This window comes from Stenotrophomonas chelatiphaga, assembly GCF_032054965.1.
Classification (GTDB): domain Bacteria; phylum Pseudomonadota; class Gammaproteobacteria; order Xanthomonadales; family Xanthomonadaceae; genus Stenotrophomonas; species Stenotrophomonas chelatiphaga.
In genome coordinates, this window is the sequence record NZ_DAMBRS010000013.1 from 1 (window position 1) to 18,763 (window position 18,763).

At 64.7% G+C, this 18,763-nt stretch carries 23 protein-coding genes; 3 read left to right on the forward strand and 20 right to left on the reverse strand.

The annotated features are described in order from the left end of the window. Positions 1-212: 212 nt before the first annotated feature. Positions 213-1,199, reverse strand: a complete 987-nt coding sequence (locus RTX79_RS14530) for a malate dehydrogenase (protein WP_057687624.1) — start codon at positions 1,197-1,199, stop codon at positions 213-215. A 116-nt stretch (positions 1,200-1,315) separates the two neighbouring features. After that, a complete protein-coding gene (locus RTX79_RS14535; RefSeq protein WP_057687625.1) occupies positions 1,316-1,813 on the reverse strand; it encodes a peptidylprolyl isomerase in 498 nt (165 codons plus the stop codon). 597 nt (positions 1,814-2,410) lie between these two features. Between RTX79_RS14535 and typA the strand changes: the two genes are divergently transcribed. Genes typA through RTX79_RS14550 form a run of 3 tightly spaced genes read left to right on the forward strand, consistent with a single transcriptional unit; the run spans position 2,411 to position 6,383 of the window. Next, positions 2,411-4,258, forward strand: coding sequence for a translational GTPase TypA (gene typA, locus RTX79_RS14540; RefSeq protein WP_312684517.1), 1,848 nt, complete (start codon positions 2,411-2,413; stop codon positions 4,256-4,258). Between the two features lie 8 nt (positions 4,259-4,266). After that, positions 4,267-4,734 carry a DUF2127 domain-containing protein gene (locus tag RTX79_RS14545; protein ID WP_123700513.1) on the forward strand — a complete coding sequence of 156 codons (468 nt, stop codon included), beginning with the start codon at positions 4,267-4,269 and terminating at the stop codon, positions 4,732-4,734. Between the two features lie 47 nt (positions 4,735-4,781). Then, positions 4,782-6,383 (forward strand): amidase, encoded by a 1,602-nt coding sequence (locus RTX79_RS14550; RefSeq protein WP_312684599.1) that lies wholly within the window; start codon positions 4,782-4,784, stop codon positions 6,381-6,383. Positions 6,384-6,455: 72 nt separating this feature from the next. Here RTX79_RS14550 and RTX79_RS14555 read toward each other — a convergent pair whose 3' ends face one another. The 18 genes from RTX79_RS14555 to rplX form a co-directional block, all read right to left on the reverse strand. Further along, positions 6,456-7,574, reverse strand: a complete 1,119-nt coding sequence (locus tag RTX79_RS14555; RefSeq protein WP_312684601.1) for a mechanosensitive ion channel family protein — start codon at positions 7,572-7,574, stop codon at positions 6,456-6,458. Between the two features lie 134 nt (positions 7,575-7,708). Next, positions 7,709-9,067 (reverse strand): class II 3-deoxy-7-phosphoheptulonate synthase, encoded by a 1,359-nt coding sequence (locus RTX79_RS14560; RefSeq protein ID WP_312684518.1) that lies wholly within the window; start codon positions 9,065-9,067, stop codon positions 7,709-7,711. Positions 9,068-9,133: 66 nt separating this feature from the next. After that, a complete protein-coding gene (locus RTX79_RS14565; protein WP_312684519.1) occupies positions 9,134-9,637 on the reverse strand; it encodes a disulfide bond formation protein B in 504 nt (167 codons plus the stop codon). Between the two features lie 151 nt (positions 9,638-9,788). Then, on the reverse strand, positions 9,789-10,175 hold the full coding sequence (gene rplQ / locus RTX79_RS14570; RefSeq protein ID WP_042614208.1) for a 50S ribosomal protein L17: 387 nt from the start codon (positions 10,173-10,175) through the stop codon (positions 9,789-9,791). 245 nt (positions 10,176-10,420) lie between these two features. Beyond that, positions 10,421-11,419, reverse strand: a complete 999-nt coding sequence (locus RTX79_RS14575) for a DNA-directed RNA polymerase subunit alpha (protein WP_312684521.1) — start codon at positions 11,417-11,419, stop codon at positions 10,421-10,423. Between the two features lie 55 nt (positions 11,420-11,474). Beyond that, positions 11,475-12,104 carry a 30S ribosomal protein S4 gene (gene rpsD, locus RTX79_RS14580; RefSeq protein WP_042614210.1) on the reverse strand — a complete coding sequence of 210 codons (630 nt, stop codon included), beginning with the start codon at positions 12,102-12,104 and terminating at the stop codon, positions 11,475-11,477. Positions 12,105-12,118: 14 nt separating this feature from the next. Continuing rightward, positions 12,119-12,508, reverse strand: coding sequence for a 30S ribosomal protein S11 (gene rpsK, locus RTX79_RS14585; protein ID WP_042614211.1), 390 nt, complete (start codon positions 12,506-12,508; stop codon positions 12,119-12,121). A gap of 11 nt (positions 12,509-12,519) precedes the next feature. Further along, positions 12,520-12,876: a 30S ribosomal protein S13 gene (gene rpsM / locus RTX79_RS14590; protein ID WP_042614233.1), complete on the reverse strand. Its 357-nt coding sequence runs from the start codon at positions 12,874-12,876 to the stop codon at positions 12,520-12,522. Positions 12,877-13,237: 361 nt separating this feature from the next. Then, entirely contained in the window at positions 13,238-14,605 is a 1,368-nt protein-coding gene (gene secY / locus RTX79_RS14595) for a preprotein translocase subunit SecY (protein ID WP_057508936.1), read from the reverse strand. 7 nt (positions 14,606-14,612) lie between these two features. After that, complete coding sequence (gene rplO / locus RTX79_RS14600; RefSeq protein ID WP_057508937.1) at positions 14,613-15,056, reverse strand: 50S ribosomal protein L15; 444 nt, start codon at positions 15,054-15,056, stop codon at positions 14,613-14,615. A gap of 4 nt (positions 15,057-15,060) precedes the next feature. Then, on the reverse strand, positions 15,061-15,252 hold the full coding sequence (gene rpmD, locus RTX79_RS14605; RefSeq protein ID WP_042614214.1) for a 50S ribosomal protein L30: 192 nt from the start codon (positions 15,250-15,252) through the stop codon (positions 15,061-15,063). Further along, positions 15,245-15,787 carry a 30S ribosomal protein S5 gene (gene rpsE / locus RTX79_RS14610; RefSeq protein ID WP_042614215.1) on the reverse strand — a complete coding sequence of 181 codons (543 nt, stop codon included), beginning with the start codon at positions 15,785-15,787 and terminating at the stop codon, positions 15,245-15,247. Before rpsE ends, rpmD begins: the two co-directional genes overlap by 8 nt. A gap of 160 nt (positions 15,788-15,947) precedes the next feature. Then, a complete protein-coding gene (rplR, locus tag RTX79_RS14615) occupies positions 15,948-16,307 on the reverse strand; it encodes a 50S ribosomal protein L18 (protein ID WP_312684602.1) in 360 nt (119 codons plus the stop codon). 80 nt (positions 16,308-16,387) lie between these two features. Continuing rightward, positions 16,388-16,912 carry a 50S ribosomal protein L6 gene (gene rplF / locus RTX79_RS14620; protein WP_312684524.1) on the reverse strand — a complete coding sequence of 175 codons (525 nt, stop codon included), beginning with the start codon at positions 16,910-16,912 and terminating at the stop codon, positions 16,388-16,390. Positions 16,913-16,929: 17 nt separating this feature from the next. After that, positions 16,930-17,328: a 30S ribosomal protein S8 gene (rpsH, locus tag RTX79_RS14625; protein ID WP_004145387.1), complete on the reverse strand. Its 399-nt coding sequence runs from the start codon at positions 17,326-17,328 to the stop codon at positions 16,930-16,932. 224 nt (positions 17,329-17,552) lie between these two features. Beyond that, positions 17,553-17,858 carry a 30S ribosomal protein S14 gene (gene rpsN / locus RTX79_RS14630; protein ID WP_042614218.1) on the reverse strand — a complete coding sequence of 102 codons (306 nt, stop codon included), beginning with the start codon at positions 17,856-17,858 and terminating at the stop codon, positions 17,553-17,555. A 20-nt stretch (positions 17,859-17,878) separates the two neighbouring features. Further along, positions 17,879-18,421, reverse strand: coding sequence for a 50S ribosomal protein L5 (gene rplE / locus RTX79_RS14635; RefSeq protein ID WP_042614219.1), 543 nt, complete (start codon positions 18,419-18,421; stop codon positions 17,879-17,881). Between the two features lie 10 nt (positions 18,422-18,431). Next, positions 18,432-18,749 carry a 50S ribosomal protein L24 gene (rplX, locus tag RTX79_RS14640; RefSeq protein ID WP_042614220.1) on the reverse strand — a complete coding sequence of 106 codons (318 nt, stop codon included), beginning with the start codon at positions 18,747-18,749 and terminating at the stop codon, positions 18,432-18,434. Positions 18,750-18,763: the final 14 nt, after the last annotated feature.

Sequence of the window (18,763 nt, forward strand, 5' to 3'; positions counted from 1 at the left end):
TATGCGGGGCCTTGAGCGGCAGGAGCCGCGAAGAGCTACATGGACGTACTTGCGCGTGCCCCGCATAGCCTCCCCGCCCGGCCCACCCCCAACTGCGGCTTCAAACACCAGCTACCCGCGAGGGGGTCCCACCCGTTCGCCGCGCCACCACCAGACGCAAAAAAAACGCCAGGACAAGCCCGGCGTTTCTTCGGAACCATCAAACGGGTGGATCAGCCCAGCAGGTGCGCCACGGCCGAACGCTCGTCTTCCAGCTCGGCCAGGGTCTTGTCGATGTACTTCTGGCTGAACTCGTCGATCGGCAGGTCCTTGACCAGCGTGTACTCGCCATTCTCGGTGGTGACCGGGAAGCCGAAGATCACGCCTTCCGGAATGCCGTAGGAACCGTCGGACGGCACGCCCATGGTCAGCCACTTGCCGTTGCTGCCCAGCACCCAGTCACGGATGTGGTCGATGGCGGCGTTGGCAGCCGAAGCGGCCGAGGACGAACCGCGCGCTTCGATGATCGCCGCGCCGCGCTTGCCCACGGTCGGGATGAAGGTGCCAGCGTTCCAGTCCTGGTCGTTGATGGCATCGGCGATGGACGCGCCATCGGCGGTGGCGAAACGGTAATCCGGGTACATGGTCGGGCTGTGGTTGCCCCACACGACCAGCTTTTCCATGCCACCCACCGGCTTGCCGAGCTTGGTCGACAGCTGGCTCAGTGCGCGGTTGTGGTCCAGGCGCAGCATGGCGGTGAAGTTGCGCGGGTTCAGGTCCGGCGCCGACTTCATCGCGATGTAGGCATTGGTGTTGGCCGGGTTGCCGACCACCAGCACCTTGACGTCACGCTTGGCGACCTTGTTCAGGGCGGCGCCCTGCGCGGTGAAGATTTCCGCGTTGGCCTGCAGCAGGTCGGCGCGCTCCATGCCCGGGCCGCGCGGACGCGCGCCGACCAGCAGGGCCACGTCGACGTCCTTGAACGCCACTTCGGCGTTGTCGGTACCGACGATGCCGGCCAGCAGCGGGAATGCGCAGTCCTCCAGTTCCATGATCACGCCCTTCAGCGCGGCCTGGGCCTTTTCCACCGGCAGCTCAAGCAGCTGCAGGATGACCGGCTGGTCCTTGCCGAGCATTTCGCCGGAGGCGATGCGGAACAGCAGGGCGTAGCCGATCTGGCCGGCAGCGCCGGTCACGGCAACACGAACGGGTGCTTTCATGGGGGTTTCCTCTAGCTTGCGAGCGTTGGATTTGAACCGCGGGCGTGGCCGGGCGGCCTGGCAGGCGGCGGGGGATCATGAAAACGGCCACCGCAGGGTGGCCGTTTCAAAGGGGATCAGGCGCGCGAGGGAATCGACTTGTTCCACTCGGCGACGCGGTCGGCCTTGGCGGCCAGCACGGCGTCGGTATCGCCTTCCAGGGTGATCGAATGGATCACATCACCCTGCTTGACCGAATCGACGATGGCCTGGCCTTCCAGCACCTGGCCGAACACGGTGTGCTTGCCGTCCAGCCAGTCGGTCTTGATGTGGGTGATGAAGAACTGGCTGCCGTTGGTGTTCGGGCCGGCGTTGGCCATCGACAGCGAACCGACCTGATGCTTCACACCATTCTTTTCGTCTTCGAACTTGTAGCCTGCGTCGCCGGTGCCCTGGCCGCGCGGGCAACCGCCCTGGATCATGAAATCGGCGATGACGCGGTGGAACACCAGGCCGTCATAGAAGCCATGCTTCACCAGGTTCACGAAGTTGGCCACGGTCAGCGGTGCCTTGTCGGCGAACAGCTCGACCTTGATCGGGCCCTGGGTGGTATCGAAAGTAGCGATCAGGGACATGCGGATCCTCAGGAATTCAGGTTGGAAAGGTCTAGCTCCCTAGTTTACACCCGTCCCGTTTCGGTCGCGGGTACGACGATCGTTGGAGATTTCGCAGCGGTTCTGTGTTTTTTCCTCTGGGGTGCGGGGTGGGAGGGGACGGCGCGGGGCACGCCGTGAATACGTCCTTGTAGGCTCGTCGCCGCATCCATGCGGCTCTAACGGCCCCGCACCGTCCCCTCCCACCCCGCCAGACAGATGGCCGCTGCTGTGGGGGGAAGGAAGAGCAAAGGCAACGGCAGAAGCGAAAGCAAGAGCAAGAGCGGCCGGGCGTGGCTGCGCTTCTGCCGCCGGGCACGGGGAACTCGCAGGCGGGGTCGGGGCAGGCCACACAGGACTCTGTGAGGCAGGAGCCGAACTGAAGCCCCCATGGAAGGGTTTACGGCGTGTCCTGTGTGGCCTGCCCCGACCCCGCCCCACCGAGGAAATGGAGGCGCCGCGGCTGCGCCTGAATGGGGATCGGGCGGCCGGTGAAACAAGGTTTTCGCCAAACGCCCGGATCGCGGTATGATGATGGACTTCTTTTTCCAAATCCGGCGCCGACTGGCCCCCTTTCGCATGTCCATCGAAAATCTTCGCAACATCGCCATCGTCGCGCACGTCGACCATGGCAAGACCACCCTGGTCGATCAGCTGCTGAAGCAGTCCGGCACCCTGTCCGAGCGTACCGTCCTCGCCGAGCGCGTGATGGACAGCAACGACCAGGAAAAGGAACGCGGCATCACCATCCTGGCCAAGAACACGGCCATCACCTGGGAAGACAAGAAGACCGGTATCAAGAACCGGATCAACATCGTCGATACCCCCGGACACGCCGACTTCGGCGGCGAAGTGGAGCGCGTGCTGTCGATGGTCGACACCGTGCTGATCCTCGTCGACGCGATGGACGGCCCGATGCCGCAGACCCGCTTCGTGACCCAGAAGGCCTTCGCGATGGGCTTCAAGCCGATCGTGGTGGTCAACAAGGTCGACCGTCCGGGCTCGCGTCCGGAGTGGGTGATCGACCAGGTCTTCGACCTGTTCGACAAGCTCGGCGCCACCAATGAGCAGCTCGACTTCCCGATCGTCTACGCCTCGGCCCTGAACGGCTATGCCGGCCTGGAAGACAGCGTCCGCGACGGCGACATGACCCCGCTGTACGAAGCCATCATGCAGCACGCGCCGAAGCCGGAAGTGGATCCGGAAGGCCCGTTCCAGATGCGCATCAGCCAGCTGGACTACAACAACTTCGTCGGCGTGATCGGCATCGGCCGCATCCAGCGTGGCACCCTGAAGAAGGGCATGCAGGTTGCAGTGATCGACCGCGAAGGCAAGAAGCGCAACGGCAAGGTTGGCCAGGTGCTGGGCTTCCTGGGCCTGGAGCGCATCGAGCAGGACACCGCCGAAGCCGGTGACATCGTCGCCATCTCCGGCATCGCCGAGCTGACCATCTCCGACACCCTGTGCCATCCGGAAACCCCGGAAGCGCTGCCGGCGCTGACCGTCGATGAACCGACGATCTCGATGACCTTCCAGGTCAACAACTCGCCGTTCGCCGGCAACAAGGACCTGTCCGGTGGCAAGTTCCTGACCAGCCGCCAGATCAAGGACCGCCTGGACCGCGAGCAGGTCCACAACGTGGCCCTGAAGGTCGAACAGCTGGAAGACGCCGACAAGTTCCTGGTCTCCGGCCGTGGCGAACTGCACCTGTCGGTGCTGATCGAGAACATGCGTCGCGAAGGCTACGAGCTGGCCGTGTCGCGCCCGGAAGTCATCATCAAGCAGATCGACGGCCAGGCCATGGAGCCGATCGAGCAGCTGGTGGTGGACATCGAAGAACAGCACCAGGGCGGCGTCATGGAAAAGCTGGGCATGCGCAAGGGCCAGCTGAAGAACATGGAACCGGACGGCAAGGGTCGCGTGCGCCTGGAATACCAGATCCCGGCCCGTGGCCTGATCGGTTTCCAGAACGAGTTCAAGACCCTGACCCAGGGCTCGGGCCTGCTGTTCCACGTCTTCGACCATTACGGTCCGAAGGAACAGGGCGCCATTGCCAAGCGCCAGAACGGCGTGATGATCGCCAATGCGCCGGGCGCCACCCCCGCTTACTCGCTGGGACCGCTGCAGGAACGCGGCAAGCTGTTCGCTGCTGAAGGCGACAACGTGTACGAAGGTCAGCTGATCGGTATCCACTCCAAGGACAACGACCTGACCGTCAACGCGATCAAGACCAAGCCGCTGACCAACATGCGCGCTTCGGGCAAGGACGATGCGATCCAGCTGACCCCGGCGATCAAGTACTCGCTGGAGCAGGCCCTGGACTTCATCGAAGACGACGAGCTGGTCGAGATCACGCCGAAGGAAATCCGCCTGCGCAAGAAGGGGCTGACCGAAAGCGATCGCAAGAAGGCCTCGCGCGGCGGCTGAGCCGACACGTGAGCCAGACCGCTTACAACCCGGATCCGAAACGGCATCCGGGTCTGCATGTCATCGCCTTGCTCGAAACGGGCAAGGCGGTGCTTGCACTGTTGGCGGCGACCGGGCTGGAAATGCTCGGTCCGCAGCCACTGCGCGATGGGATCAATGCCCTGATCCGGCGTTTCAGCCTGGACCCGGATCACGGCACCCTGCCCTCGCTGCTCAACATGATCAGTCCCGACGCGGTGCATCTGGCGGCGGCGGCGATGCTCGCCTATGCCCTGCTGCACCTGGTGGAAGCCTGGGGCCTGTGGCGCGCCAAGGCCTGGGCGTCCTGGCTGGGCTGCGTCTCGGCCGGCATCTACCTGCCCTTCGATGTGTATGCCATCGCCCGCCATCCCGGCTGGGCCTCCTGGACCGTGCTGGTGATCAACCTGCTGGTGGTCTACGTGCTCGCACGCGACATCCTCAAGCGCAAACCCTGACGACCCCGCGATACACTGGGCCGGTGACCAGGCCGCCCTGCATGCGCATCGTCCCTTCGTTGAAACCCTGTCTTCGCCTGTCCATCGTGCTCGCCGCGGTGCTGTTGGCGTGCCCGGTCGGCCTGGCGGCAGCGCCACCACGAGCGCCCACGGCGCATCCTGCTGCGGCAGCCGCAGCGCCTTTCGCCTATGCCGAAGCCGAAGTCACCGACCTGCAGGCGCGCATGCGGGCCGGCGAACTGACCAGTACCACCCTGACCACCGCCTACCTGACGCGGATCGCCGCGCTGGACCGCGCAGGCCCGCGCCTGCGCGCCGTCATCGAACTCAACCCGGATGCCCTGAAGGAAGCCGCCGAACGCGACCGGGAGCGCCGCAGCGGCCGCGTGCGCGGCCCCCTGCATGGCATCCCGGTGCTGCTCAAGGACAACATCAACGCCGCGCCCATGAGCACCACGGCCGGCTCACTGGCACTGGCCGGCTTCCGCCCGCCGGACGCCTTCCTGGTGCGCCGCCTGCGCGAGGCGGGTGCGGTCATCCTCGGCAAGAGCAACCTGAGCGAATGGGCCAACTACCGGGGCGAGGACTCCACCTCCGGCTGGAGCGCGCGCGGTGGCCAGACCCGCAACCCGTATCGCCTCGGCTACAGCCCCTGCGGCTCCAGCAGCGGCAGCGCGGTGGCGGTGGCGGCCAACCTCGCCGCGGTGTCCATCGGTACGGAAACCGATGGCAGCATTGTCTGCCCCGCCGCGATCAACGGGGTGGTCGGCCTGAAACCCACCGTAGGACTGGTCAGCCGCGATGGCATCATCCCGATCTCCTTCAGCCAGGACACGGCCGGCCCCATCACCCGCACGGTGGCCGATGCCGCCGCGGTGCTGACCGCCATCGCCGGGCGCGATGATGCCGACCCGGCGACCGCCACCCTGCCGGGCCGTGCGGTGTACGACTACACCGCGCGGCTGAACCCGGAGGGCCTGCGCGGTGCCCGGATCGGGGTGATGGACAGTCCGCTCACCCAACGCCCCGGCATCGGCACGTTGATGCAGCATGCGGTGGACGAACTGCGCCGGGCCGGCGCCACGGTGGTGAAGGTGCCGGAACTGGACCCGACGCAGTGGGCCGAGGCCGAGCAGACGGTGCTGCGCTTCGAGTTCAAGTCCGGGCTGGAACGCTACCTGCGCCACTGGAAGGCGCCGCTGCGCACCCTGCCCCAGCTCATTGCCTTCAATACCCGACACGCCGCGCAGGAACTGCCGCTGTTCGGGCAGGAACTGCTGGAAGCCTCCGCGCAGGTGGGCACGCTGGGCGATGCAGGCTACATCCAGGCACGCAGCCAGGCGCGGCGCATCGCCGGTGAACAGGGCATCGATGCGCTGCTGCGCGCTCACCAGCTGGACGCGCTGGTGGCGCCCACCACGGGCACCGCATGGCCGATCACCCGCAGTGGCGGGGACACCTTCCCCGGGGGCAGCTACGGTGCGGCCGCCGTTGCCGGCTATCCCAGCCTGAGCGTGCCCATGGGCCATGTCGATGGCCTGCCGGTGGGGCTGTTGTTCATGGGCACGGCCTGGGCCGAACCGCGCCTGATCGAACTGGGCTACGCCTACGAGCAGCGCACCATGGCGCGCCGACCACCGCTGCTGTAAGGGCAGCCGACCGGCCTGATGGCCCTCGTGGCGAGGCGTGCCCGCCGACATGCCGCCGAGCATGGCTCGGCACTAGCCAACTGCCGGCTCGCCATCTTCGGCGCCGGGTGAGCGGATGTCCGGGTCTGCCGTCACTGCCACGCGGCGGCGCGGCGTGTCGGCGGCGTCTTCCATCTGCGCACGCAACCGTGGCAACGCCTGCGGATGCTCGCGGGCCAGGAAATCCAGCATCCGTTCGCGGATCAGGCAGCGCAGGTCGAATGCATCGCCGGAATTGCGCGCACTGACCAGCAGGCGTACCTGCAGGGTGTGTTCGGTGGTCTCGGTGACCTGGGTCACGCAGACCCGTCCGTCCCAGAGCGGGGCGTCCTTGCAGATGCGCTCAAGCTCGGCGCGGATGGCGGGAATCGGCGCGCGGTAGTCCAGCCACAGGAAGGCGGTACCGAGCAGGTCGGCGCTGCGCCGGGTCCAGTTCTGGAAGGGGTTTTCGATGAACCAGGTCAGCGGCACCACCATCCGTCGTTCGTCCCAGATGCGGACCACCACGTAACTGCTGCCGATTTCTTCGATGCGCCCCCACTCGCCTTCCACGATCACCACGTCATCCAGCCGGATCGGTTGGGTCACCGCGATCTGCATGCCGGCGATCAGGTTGCCGAACACCGGCTTGGCGGCGATACCGGCCACCAGGCCGATCAGGCCGGCTGACGCCAGCAGCGCCGAGCCGATCTTGGCCACCATCTCGAACTGCAGCAGCACCAGCGAGGCGCCCAGGATGATGATGCCGCCCATCAGCACGCGGCTGAGGACGCGGGTCTGGGTCTGGATGCGCCGCGCTTCCAGGTTGTCGGCCACTTCGATGGGATGGTTGCGCAGGATGGCTTTTTCACCCGCGGCCACCGCGCGCACCAGCAGCCAGATGAAGCAGCCGGTCAATCCGATGTGTGCCACCCGCTGGGCCTGTTCCAGCCAGCGGTCGTGCAGCGGCGTCGCCTGCAGCGCCGGCACCAGCAGCAACAGCGGGAAGGCCAGCGCCAGCGGCGGACCCAGCATCCGGCCGATGCGTGCCCGCCGTCGGTCCTTGCCCGCTAGCCGCCGATACAGCGCAAGGATGAGCCATGCGCCGAATCCACCGACTACCAGCGCGACGCCCAGCGGCACCACGTAAGCCTGCGCCCGTCCCCACTCGATCACCCGTGCACCTCCACGACCACGCGAAACGATCAGCGTGTCGCAGCGGCCATGAGCATGGTGTCAGTCGTTCGTAAAAAGGGGGTCAGCGTCAGAGGTCAGGGGCGCGACTCCGACCCGGACTCTGACCCCTTTCAGCCTGCCTGCTTGCGCACGATCGCCATCGCGATTTCCAGCGACTGCTCGTAGTTCAGCCGCGGATCCACGCTGGAGCGGTAGGCACGCTCCAGGTCGCGTTCGGTAAGCTCGCGCGCGCCGCCGGTGCACTCGGTGACATCCTCGCCGGTCATCTCCAGGTGGACGCCACCCAGTCGGGTGCCCGCTGCGGCATGCAGGTCGAAGGACAGCTCCACTTCACCGCGGATGTTGTCGAAGCGACGCGTCTTGTAGCCGTTGTCGGTGCTCTCGGTATTGCCATGCATCGCATCGCAGACCCACAGCACGCGGCGCCCGTCGCGCTTCACCGCATCCAGCAGCGGGGGCAGCTTGTCGGCGATCTGCGCCGCGCCCATGCGGTGGATGAAGCTGAGCCGGCCCGGCTCGTCGTCGGGGTTCAGCACGTCGATCAATCGCAGCAACTGGTCCGGCTGGACCGACGGCCCGACCTTGATCGCGATCGGGTTGCGCACGCCACGCAGGTATTCCACGTGGGCGCCATCCAGCGCCGCCGTGCGCATGCCGATCCACGGGTAGTGCGTGCTCAGGTTCAGCCAGCCCTGCTGGCGCGGCACCTGCCGGGTCAGGCCCTGCTCGTACGGCAGCAGCAGCGCTTCGTGCGAAGTGTAGAAGTCGACGCGCTTGAGGTTGTGCACGCGCGAGCCGGAAATGGTTTCCATGAAGCCGATCGAATCCTCGATCGAGGTCACCATCTTCTGGTACTCCACGGCCAACGGCGAATGCCGCACCCACTCCAGGTTCCAGTATTCCGGGTGGTGCAGGTCGGCGAAGCCGCCGTCGATGAGCGCGCGCACGAAGTTCATGGTCATCGCCGAATGCGCATGCGCCTGCAGCATCCGCTTCGGATCAGGCAGGCGCGCGGCCTCGGTGAACGCCGGTGCATTGATCACATCGCCGCGGTAGCTCGGCAGGGTCACCCCGTCACGCGTTTCGGTATCGGCGGAGCGCGGCTTGGCGTACTGCCCGGCGAAGCGCCCGACCCGGATCACCGGCTTGCGCAGGCCGTGCACCAGCACCAGGCTCATCTGCAGCAGCACCTTGAGCCGGTTGGAGATCATGCCCGATTCGCAGTCGCTGAAGTTTTCCGCGCAGTCACCGCCCTGCAGCAGGAAGCGCCGCCCTTCCTGGGCATCAGCGAGCTGCTGCTTCAGTGCGACGATTTCCCACGAGGTCACCAGCGGCGGCAACCGCTTCAGCTCATGCAGCGCGGCATCCAGGGCCACGGGATCCGGGTAGCTCGGCATCTGCAGCGCGGTCTTGCGGCGCCAGCTCTCCGGCGACCAGTCGGCGGGGGGCAACGAATCAACGGACGACATGGCGGACTCCAGGACCTTCAAGGTAGCGCCGAGCCATGCTCGGCGGATCAGTTACAGCAGGCGCGCTCAGCGCATGCGGCGCAACGATACCAGCAGCGCCCACGCCGCCAGCAGAGCGAACCACGCCAGCGACCACATCGGCATCGTCAGCCCGAGGAAGGTCCAGTCGATGTTGCCGCAGTTACCGGTGCCGGTAAGCACCGTGCGGAACACTTCGAAGGGCCCCATGGTCTCGCTGAGGAACGCCAGCGGCGGTCCGCAGGTGGCGCCGAACTCCGGCGGGATCATCTGCACGTACACATGCCGTGCGGCGATGCCGATGCCCACGCCGGCGGCGATGAAGGCCAGTACCCCGTAGGTGACGCGGCCGGGACGGTTGGAGGGCCCGTGCAGCGCCCCGAGCAGGAACACCAGGCCCAGCGCGGCGAAGGCGATGCGCTGGAAGATGCACAACGGGCACGGCTCCAGCCCCATCTGCAGCTGCAGGAAGATGGCATAGGCCAGCAGCCCCGCACAGATCAGGAATCCCAGCAGGAACTGGGCGCGGAACGGCCAACGGAACGGATTCATAGGGCGACTCTAGCCAGGCAGGTGCCAAGGGTAACCGACCGGCGCCGCCGTTCGAACCGCCACGCGCATCGCCTGTCGGAATGCGGTCAGCGGAAACGCAGAAGCCCGGCACGCGGCCGGGCTTCTGACGGTACAGCAGGAACCGGTCCGATTACTCGGCCACTTCCTCTGCAACGGCGGCCGGACGGTCGACCAGCTCGACGTAGGCCATCGGGGCGTTGTCGCCGGCGCGGAAGCCGCACTTCAGCAGACGCAGGTAACCACCCGGGCGCGACGCGTAACGCGGGCCGAGGATGGTGAACAGGTTGCCGACGGCTTCGTTGTCACGCAGGCGGGCGAAGGCCAGGCGGCGGTTGGCGACGGAGTCGACCTTGGCCAGGGTGATCAGCGGCTCGGCGACGCGGCGCAGTTCCTTGGCCTTCGGCAGGGTGGTCTTGATCAGCTCGTGCTTGAACAGCGAGGCGGCCATGTTCTTGAACATTGCTTCGCGGTGGGCGCTGGTGCGGCTGAACTTACGGCCGGATTTCTGGTGACGCATGGTGGTGATTCCTTTGCAAGATTGAGTCTTTGGGGATCGTTGTCGCCGTCATGGCGCTGAATTCGGACTGCGGATGGTCCTGGCCGCCCGTCCTGGTCGGCCTGTCCGCGGACTGATCGTCCGTCGGTTGGTGTAGCGTCGAGCTTGTTCGACTGCGGGTGAGGCAATCGAGCAAGCTCGACGCTACGGTGCGAAGGCCCCACCGTTGCCGGTGGAGCCTTTCGCGATGCTGCAGGAAGCGGCTATCAGCCGAGCATGCCGTGGCTGGCGACGCCGGCCGGCGGCCAGTTCTCCAGCTTCATGCCGAGCGACAGGCCACGCTGGGCCAGCACTTCCTTGATTTCAGTGAGCGACTTCTTGCCCAGGTTCGGGGTCTTCAGCAGCTCCACTTCGGTCTTCTGGATCAGATCGCCGATGTAGTAGATGCTCTCGGCCTTGAGGCAGTTGGCCGAACGCACAGTCAGCTCCAGATCGTCGATCGGGCGCAGCAGCACCGGATCCACGCCGTTGTTGGCCGGCTTGGCCGCACCGCGGTCGCGGTGGGTGAAGTCACCGAACACCGACAGCTGGTCGCTGAGGATGTCGGCGGCGGTGCGCACGGCTTCCTCGGCATCGATGGTGCCGTTGGTCTCGATATCGATGACCAGCTTGTCCAGGTCGGTGCGCTGTTCGACACGTGCCGCTTCCACGGCATAGGCGACGCGGCGGACCGGCGAGAACGAGGCATCCAGGACCAGGCGGCCGATGGCACGGGTTTCTTCGTCCGGACGACGACGCGCGGCAGCCGGCTGGTAGCCGAAACCACGTTCGATCTTCAGACGCATGTTGATTGCCGTATCCTTGGTCAGGTTGCAGATCACGTGGTCGCCGTTGAGGACCTCCACGTTGTGATCGACCTTGATGTCGGCAGCGGTAACGACGCCCGGACCCTGCTTGGACAGGGACAGGGTGGCGCTGTCGCCGGTATGCATACGGATGGCCACGTCCTTCAGGTTGAGCAGGACTTCAAGCACGTCCTCCTGCAGACCTTCGACCGTGGTGTACTCATGCAACACGCCGTCGATTTCGACTTCCGTGATCGCGAAGCCCGGGATGGACGACAGCAGGACGCGACGCAGGGCATTGCCCAGCGTGTGCCCATAACCACGCTCCAAGGGTTCGATAACGACCTTGGCGCGTGTGTCGGTAAGGCGTTCGATCTGCGGGCCACGAGGACGCAGAACCTGGTTGGCGGTAACCGTCATGTTGCGGGTTCTCCTAGTGAACCCCCGGCCGTCGCCGGGGGCTCTCCAATGTGAATTACTTCGAATACAGCTCGACGATCAGCGCTTCATTGATGTCTGCAGGCAGGTCCGAACGATCCGGAACCGCCTTGAAGACGCCGGCGAACTTGCCGGAGTCCACTTCAATCCACGACGGACGCATGTCGTGCGTGGCCGAAACGGTCAGGGCTTCCTGAACGCGCAGCTGCTTGGCAGCCTTTTCGGACAGTGCAACCGCGTCGCCGGCCTTGATCTGGTACGAAGCCAGGTTGACCGACTTGCCGTTGACGGTGACGCCGCGGTGCGAGACCAGCTGACGCGCAGCCGGACGGGTCACAGCGAAGCCCATGCGATAGACGACGTTGTCCAGACGGGTTTCCAGCAGCTGCAGCAGGTTCTCGCCGGTGTTGCCCTTCTTGGTCGAGGCCTTCTTGTAGTAGTTGCGGAACTGACGCTCCAGCAGGCCGTAGATACGCTTGACCTTCTGCTTTTCACGCAGCTGGGTGGCGTAGTCGGACAGCTTGCCCTTGCGGGCAGTGGCGCCGTGCTGGCCGGGCTTCTGCTCCAGCTTGCACTTGGAGTCCAGCGCACGCGCCGGGCTCTTGAGGGAAAGGTCGGCGCCTTCGCGGCGGGCGAGCTTACAGGTAGGACCGATATAACGAGCCATTTCTTATCGCTCCCTTAGACGCGACGCTTCTTCGGCGGACGGCACCCGTTGTGCGGGATTGGCGTCACGTCGATGATGTTGGTGATCTTGTAACCGACGTTGTTCAGCGAACGAACGGCGGACTCACGACCCGGACCCGGGCCCTTGATGCGGACTTCCAGCGACTTCACGCCGTAGTCGAGCGCAGCACGGCCGGCCTTTTCGGCGGCAACCTGGGCAGCGAACGGGGTCGACTTGCGCGAACCGCGGAAGCCGGCGCCACCGGAGGTCGCCCACGACAGGGCATTACCCTGGCGGTCGGTGATGGTCACGATGGTGTTGTTGAAAGAAGCGTGGACGTGGGCAACGCCATCAGTGATGACGCGCTTGATCTTCTTCTTGGTCTTAGCAGCGGGCTTAGCCATTTATGTGTCCCTTACTTCCTGATCGCCTTGCGCGGACCCTTGCGGGTGCGGGCGTTGGTACGGGTACGCTGGCCACGCAGCGGGAGACCGCGACGATGACGCAGACCGCGGTAGCAGCCCAGGTCCATCAGGCGCTTGATCGCGATGCCGATTTCACGGCGCAGATCGCCTTCAACGATGTACTTGCCGACTTCCGAACGCAGACGTTCGATTTCCGGCTCCGACAGATCGCGGATCTTGGTGGTCGAAGCAACGCCTGCGACTTCGCAGACCTTCTTCGAACGGGTACGGCCGATGCCGTAAATGCTTTGCAACCCGACCCAGACATGCTTCTGGGCTGGCAGGTTGACGCCTGCAATACGCGCCATGACGCGGTTCTCCAGCTGAGTGATGGCCGACAGCGCACCGTGAAGGCGCGCAAATCCGGCAGGATGGATCAAAAATGGTAACCAACAAACGAACAGGTTCCGGTTTACTGGAAAGTCCGTGAAGCCACGAAGGCCTCATGAACCTTGGCCCGGGGAGTGTGCCCAGGCTCCGGCGCCGGATCAGGTTGGTCGCGACGGCAATCCCGGGGGATTGCTGCCGTGGCCGCCCGCGCTACTCCTGCGCAGGACCACCAGATCTCACCCCCACCCGGAACCGCTGCGGGGGCCGCCCTTCTTTGGATAGCCGGGTCCGCGAAGCGGAGGACCATCACATCAGGAAGACGATAGTGTAACAGGGAGATCAGCCGCGCGCAAAACCGCCGCGGTTGCCGCCCTTCAGGTTTGCCTTCTTCAGCAGGCTCTCGTACTGGTGGGACATCAGGTGCGCCTGCACCTGGGCGATGAAGTCCATCACCACCACCACCACGATCAGCAGCGAGGTACCGCCGAAGTAGAACGAAGCATTCAGCTGCGTGCGCATCAGTTCCGGCAGCAGGCAGACGATCACCAGGTAGGCCGAACCGGCTGCGGTCAGGCGGGTCAGCACGCCGTCGATGTAATCGGCGGTGGCCTTGCCCGGACGGATGCCCGGAATCAGCGCGCCCGACTTCTTCAGGTTGTCGGCGGTTTCCTGCGAATTGAACACCAGCGCGGTATAGAAGAACGCGAAACCGGTGATCAGGCCTGCGAACACGATCATGTGCAGCGGCTCGCCCGGGCCCAGGGCATTGGCGATCTTCTGCAGCCACTGGCCGGTGGCGCTCTGGTTGGCGGCCTGGCCGGACCACATCGCCAGCGTTGCCGGGAAGGCCAGCAGGCTGGAGGCGAAGATCGCGGGGATCACGCCGGCCATGTTGAGCTTCAACGGCAGGAACGAGGTCTGGTTCATGTACGCGTTGCGGCCACCCTGGCGGCGCGCGTAGTTCACCGTGATGCGGCGCTGGCCGCGTTCGACGAACACCACGAAGAAGGTGAAGGCCAGCACCACCAGCGCGATCAGCAGCAGCTGGATGAACTGGATGTTGCCGTCGCGGTACGCGTCGAAGGTGTGGATGACCGCACCCGGCAGGCCGGCCACGATACCGGCGAAGATGATCAGCGACACGCCGTTGCCGATGCCGCGCTCGGTGACCTGCTCACCGACCCACATCAGGAACATGGTGCCTGCGGTCAGCGCGATCACGGCGGTCAGCACGAAGCCCATGCCCGGGGCATAGACCACGGCCGCGCCGCCCGGCGAGACCTGGTTCTGCAGCGCCAGCGCGATGCTGCCGCCCTGCACCACCGCCAGCAACACGGCGCCGATGCGGGAATACTGGGTGATCTTGCGGCGTCCGGATTCACCTTCCTTCTGCAGCGCCTTCAGCGCCGGGAAGATGTGGACCGCCAGCTGCATCACGATCGATGCCGAGATGTACGGCATGACGTTCAGCGCGAAGATCGAGAAACGGTGCAGGGCGCCGCCCGAGAACATGTTGAACATGTCCACGATGCCGCCGCCCTGCTGTTCCATCATTGCAAGCATGGCATCGGGATTCACGCCCGGGACCGGCACATAGCAGCCGATCCGATAGACGATCAAAGCCCCGACCACGAACAGCAGACGTTGGCGAAGTTCAGTGAACTTGCCCATTCCACCCGCGAGGTTACCGATGCCAGCTTGCGCCATGATGCTATTACTCCGTTACGCTGCCGCCGGCAGCTTCGATCGCAGCCTTGGCACCAGCCGTGGCAACGATGCCCTTCAGGGTGTACGCCTTGGTCAGTTCGCCCTTGACGACGATCTTGGCCCGCTTGGCAATGCTCGGGACCAGCTTGGCTTCACGCAGGGTGGCGAAGGTGATCTCGCCGGCCGGCAGCTTGTCCAGCTGGTACAGCAGCACTTCAGCGGTGTCCTTGGCGATCGGCGAGTTGAAGCCGATCTTCGGCAGACGACGCTGCATGGGGGTCTGGCCGCCTTCGAAGCCGGCCTTGATCTTGCCGCCACCCTTGCGGGCGAACGAACCCTTGTGGCCGCGGCCGCAGGTCTTGCCCAGGCCGGAGCCGATGCCACGACCGACGCGGGTGCGTGCGGTGCGGGCGCCCGGTGCCGGGCTCAGGTCATTCAGATGCATGGTCATTGGATTATTCCTCAACCTTGACGAGGTAGTGAACCTTGTTGATCAGGCCGCGAACCTGCGGGCTGTCCTTCAGTTCACGCACATCGTTGAGCTTGCTCAGGCCCAGGGCGCGGACCGACAGGCGGTGCAGCGACTGGGAACCACGAAGGCCGCGCACCAGGCGCACCTTGACGGTCTTGCCGGTTTCATTAGCCATGGTTCAGATCCTCTACCTTCTTGCCGCGCTTGGCCGCGATGCGAGCCGGCGACTGCGTGGCAGCCAGGCCCTTCACGGTGGCACGCACCAGGTTGATCGGGTTGCGCGAGCCGGTGGCCTTGGCCAGCACGTTCTTCACGCCAACCGCTTCCAGCACGGCACGCATGGCGCCGCCGGCGATCACGCCGGTACCTTCCGAGGCCGGCTGCATGAACACACGGGCTGCGCCGTGACCGTCCTTGACCGTGTGCCACAGGGTGCCGTTGTTCAGATCGACGGTGACCTGGTTCTTGCGCGCCTGCTCCATCGACTTCTGGATGGCGACCGGCACTTCACGCGCCTTGCCGTAACCGAAACCGACCTTGCCTTCGCCGTCGCCGACCACGGTCAGTGCGGTGAAGGTGAACTGGCGACCGCCCTTGACGGTCTTGCTGACGCGGTTGACCGCGACCAGCTTCTCGATCATGCCGTCGTCGACTTTCTCTTCGCGGTTACGGTCGCGGTCGCGACCCCGCTGCTGACGTTCTTCTGCCATTTTGATTCCTTGGTTGATTGGGTATGTACGGCTCGGGGCCGCTTATGGTTGTGGAGTGGTGCGTTGTTCCGACATGTCGTTGCAGAAGAACGACAGCGTCCGGCCACCCTCTGGCCGGCGAGCAGGCGGAAAGGAACCCGCAGGTTCCTTTCCTGATCCCTTAGAACTGCAGGCCGGCTTCGCGGGCGGCGTCAGCCAGGGCCTTGATGCGGCCGTGGTAACGGTAACCCGAACGGTCGAAGGCAACCTTCTCGATGCCAGCGGCCTTGGCGCGCTCGGCAACGATGCGGCCAACCTTGGCGGCGGCGTCGGCGTTCTTGCCGTTCTTCAGGCCTTCCTTGACGTCGGCCTGGGTGGTGTTGGCGGCAGCCAGCACCTGCGAGCCGTCGGCGGTGAAGACCTGCGCGTACAGGTGCTGGCCGGTGCGCAGCACCGACAGACGGGCGACGCCGAGCACACGGATGTGGGCGCGGGTCGACTTGGCACGACGCAGACGGGCGATGTTCTTGTTCATGATTATTAGTCCTGGAAAGCTGAAGGTTGGGCTTTTCCCCGGGGAATCCGCACACGGAGGTGCGGGCTCCTGCAGGGGACTCGCACTTACGCCTTCTTGGCTTCCTTGCGAATGATGACTTCGTCGGAGTACTTCACGCCCTTGCCCTTGTACGGTTCCGGCTTGCGGAACGCACGGATCTTGGCGGCGACTTCACCGACGACCTGCTTGTCCGCGCCCTGGACCAGGATCTCGGTCTGGGTCGGGGTGCTGATGGTGATGCCTTCCGGCGCCACGTACAGCACCGGGTGCGAGAAACCGAGCGCCAGGCTCAGGTCCTTGCCCTGCATCGACGCACGGTAACCGACGCCGACCAGCTCCAGCTTGCGCTCGAAGCCATCGGTGACGCCCTTGACCATGTTGGCCAGGATCGCGCGGACGGTACCGGTCAGCGGCACGAGGGCTGCATCTTCGGTGCTCAGGGTGGCAACGCCGTTTTCGACATTGATTTCGATACCAGCCGGCTTGGCCAGCGACAGGGTGCCCTTCGGGCCCTTGGCGGTGACGTTCTCGTCCTGGACGTTCAGTTCGACCTTACCCAGGTCGATCGGCTTCTTGGCTACACGGGACATGTCTTACTCCTTTCGCCTTAGGCCACGAAGCACAGGACTTCGCCGCCGACGCCGAGCTGGCGCGCCTGCGCATCAGTCATGATGCCCTTGGAGGTGGAAATGATGGAGATACCCAGGCCGTTCATGACCTTCGGCAGTTCGCTCTTGCCACGGTACTGGCGCAGGCCCGAACGCGAGAAGCGCTTCAGGGTCGCGATGACCGGCTTGCCTTCGAAATACTTCAGCACGATTTCCAGCTCGGACTTGTTGTTCTCGAGCGCGGTAACGCGCAGGTCGGTGATGTAACCCTCGTCCTTCAGGACCTGGGCGATCGCAACCTTGATCTTGGACGACGGGGCTTTCACCGTCTGCTTGCCAACCGCTGCCGCATTCTTGATGCGGACCAGCAGGTCGGCGATGGGATCAGTCATGCTCATTATGAGTACCTTTGAGTGCACCGATATCCGCTTTCGCGAATTCTGTTTTTGTTCCTGGAATGGGCCAGAACCCTGTTACTCCCCCACGACAGGCGCAGAGCGAGACGCGGGAGTATACGCCAAAAGAGCCCGACTTGCGCCGGGCTCCCTGGTTTTTTCTGGAGGGCAGCTGAACTTGCCCTCCCTGGACCCGCCCTGCCCTGTTCAGGCAAGGCGGTCAGCTGTTACCAGCTGGCCTTGCGCAGGCCCGGGACGTCACCACGCATGGTGGCTTCGCGGAGCTTGTTGCGGCCCAGGCCGAACTTGCTGTACACGCCACGCGGGCGGCCAGACAGTTCGCAACGGTTGCGGTGGCGGCTCGGCGACGAATCGCGCGGCAGCTTCGACAACTTGGTGGAGGCTTCGATCTTCTCTTCGTAAGACGCGTCCGGCGAGGACACGATCTTCTTCAGAGCAGCGCGCTTGTCAGCGAACTTCTCAGCCAGCTTCTTCCGCTTGATGTCGCGGTTGACCATGGAGGTCTTTGCCATTTCGGTTATTCCTCGACGTATCAGTTACGGAACGGGAACTTGAACGCTGCCAGCAGCGCCTTCGCTTCCGCATCGGTCTTCGCCGTGGTGGTGATGGCGATATCCATGCCGCGGATCGCGTCGACAGCGTCGAAGTCGATTTCCGGGAAGATGATCTGTTCCTTCACACCCATGTTGAAGTTGCCGCGACCGTCAAAGGAACGACCGGAAACACCACGGAAGTCGCGCACGCGCGGCAGCGAGATGTTGATCAGGCGGTCCATGAACTCGTACATCTTTTCACGGCGCAGCGTGGTCTTGCAGCCGATCGGCCAACCATCGCGGATCTTGAACGACGCAACCGACACACGCGACTTGGTGACAACCGGCTTCTGGCCGGAAATCTTGGTCATGTCGCCGACGGCGTTTTCCAGGATCTTCTTGTTGGTCGCTGCTTCACCGACACCCATGTTCAGGGTGACTTTGACCAGCTTCGGCACTTCCATCGGATTCTTGTAGCCGAACTGCTTCATCAGCGCCGGGACTACTTCTTCCTTGTAAAACTTTTCGAGACGGGTATTCATCAGCGCATCCTCAGGCGTCGAGCGCCTCACCGCTGGAGCGGAACACACGCAGTTTGCGTCCATCCTCCAGCACCTTGAAGCCAACGCGCTCGCCCTTGCCCGTTGCCGGGTTGACGACGCTTACGTTGGAGATATGGATCGACGCTTCACGCTCGACCACGCCGCCGGCAACGCCTGCCTGCGGATTCGGCTTGGTGTGGCGCTTGACGATGTTCACGTTGGCGACGACCACACGGTCGCCGTCGACGCGGACGATTTCGCCCTGCTTGCCCTTGTCCTTGCCAGCGGTGACGACAACCTGGTCGCCCTTCTTGATACGGTTAGCCATGATTATCTCCTGTC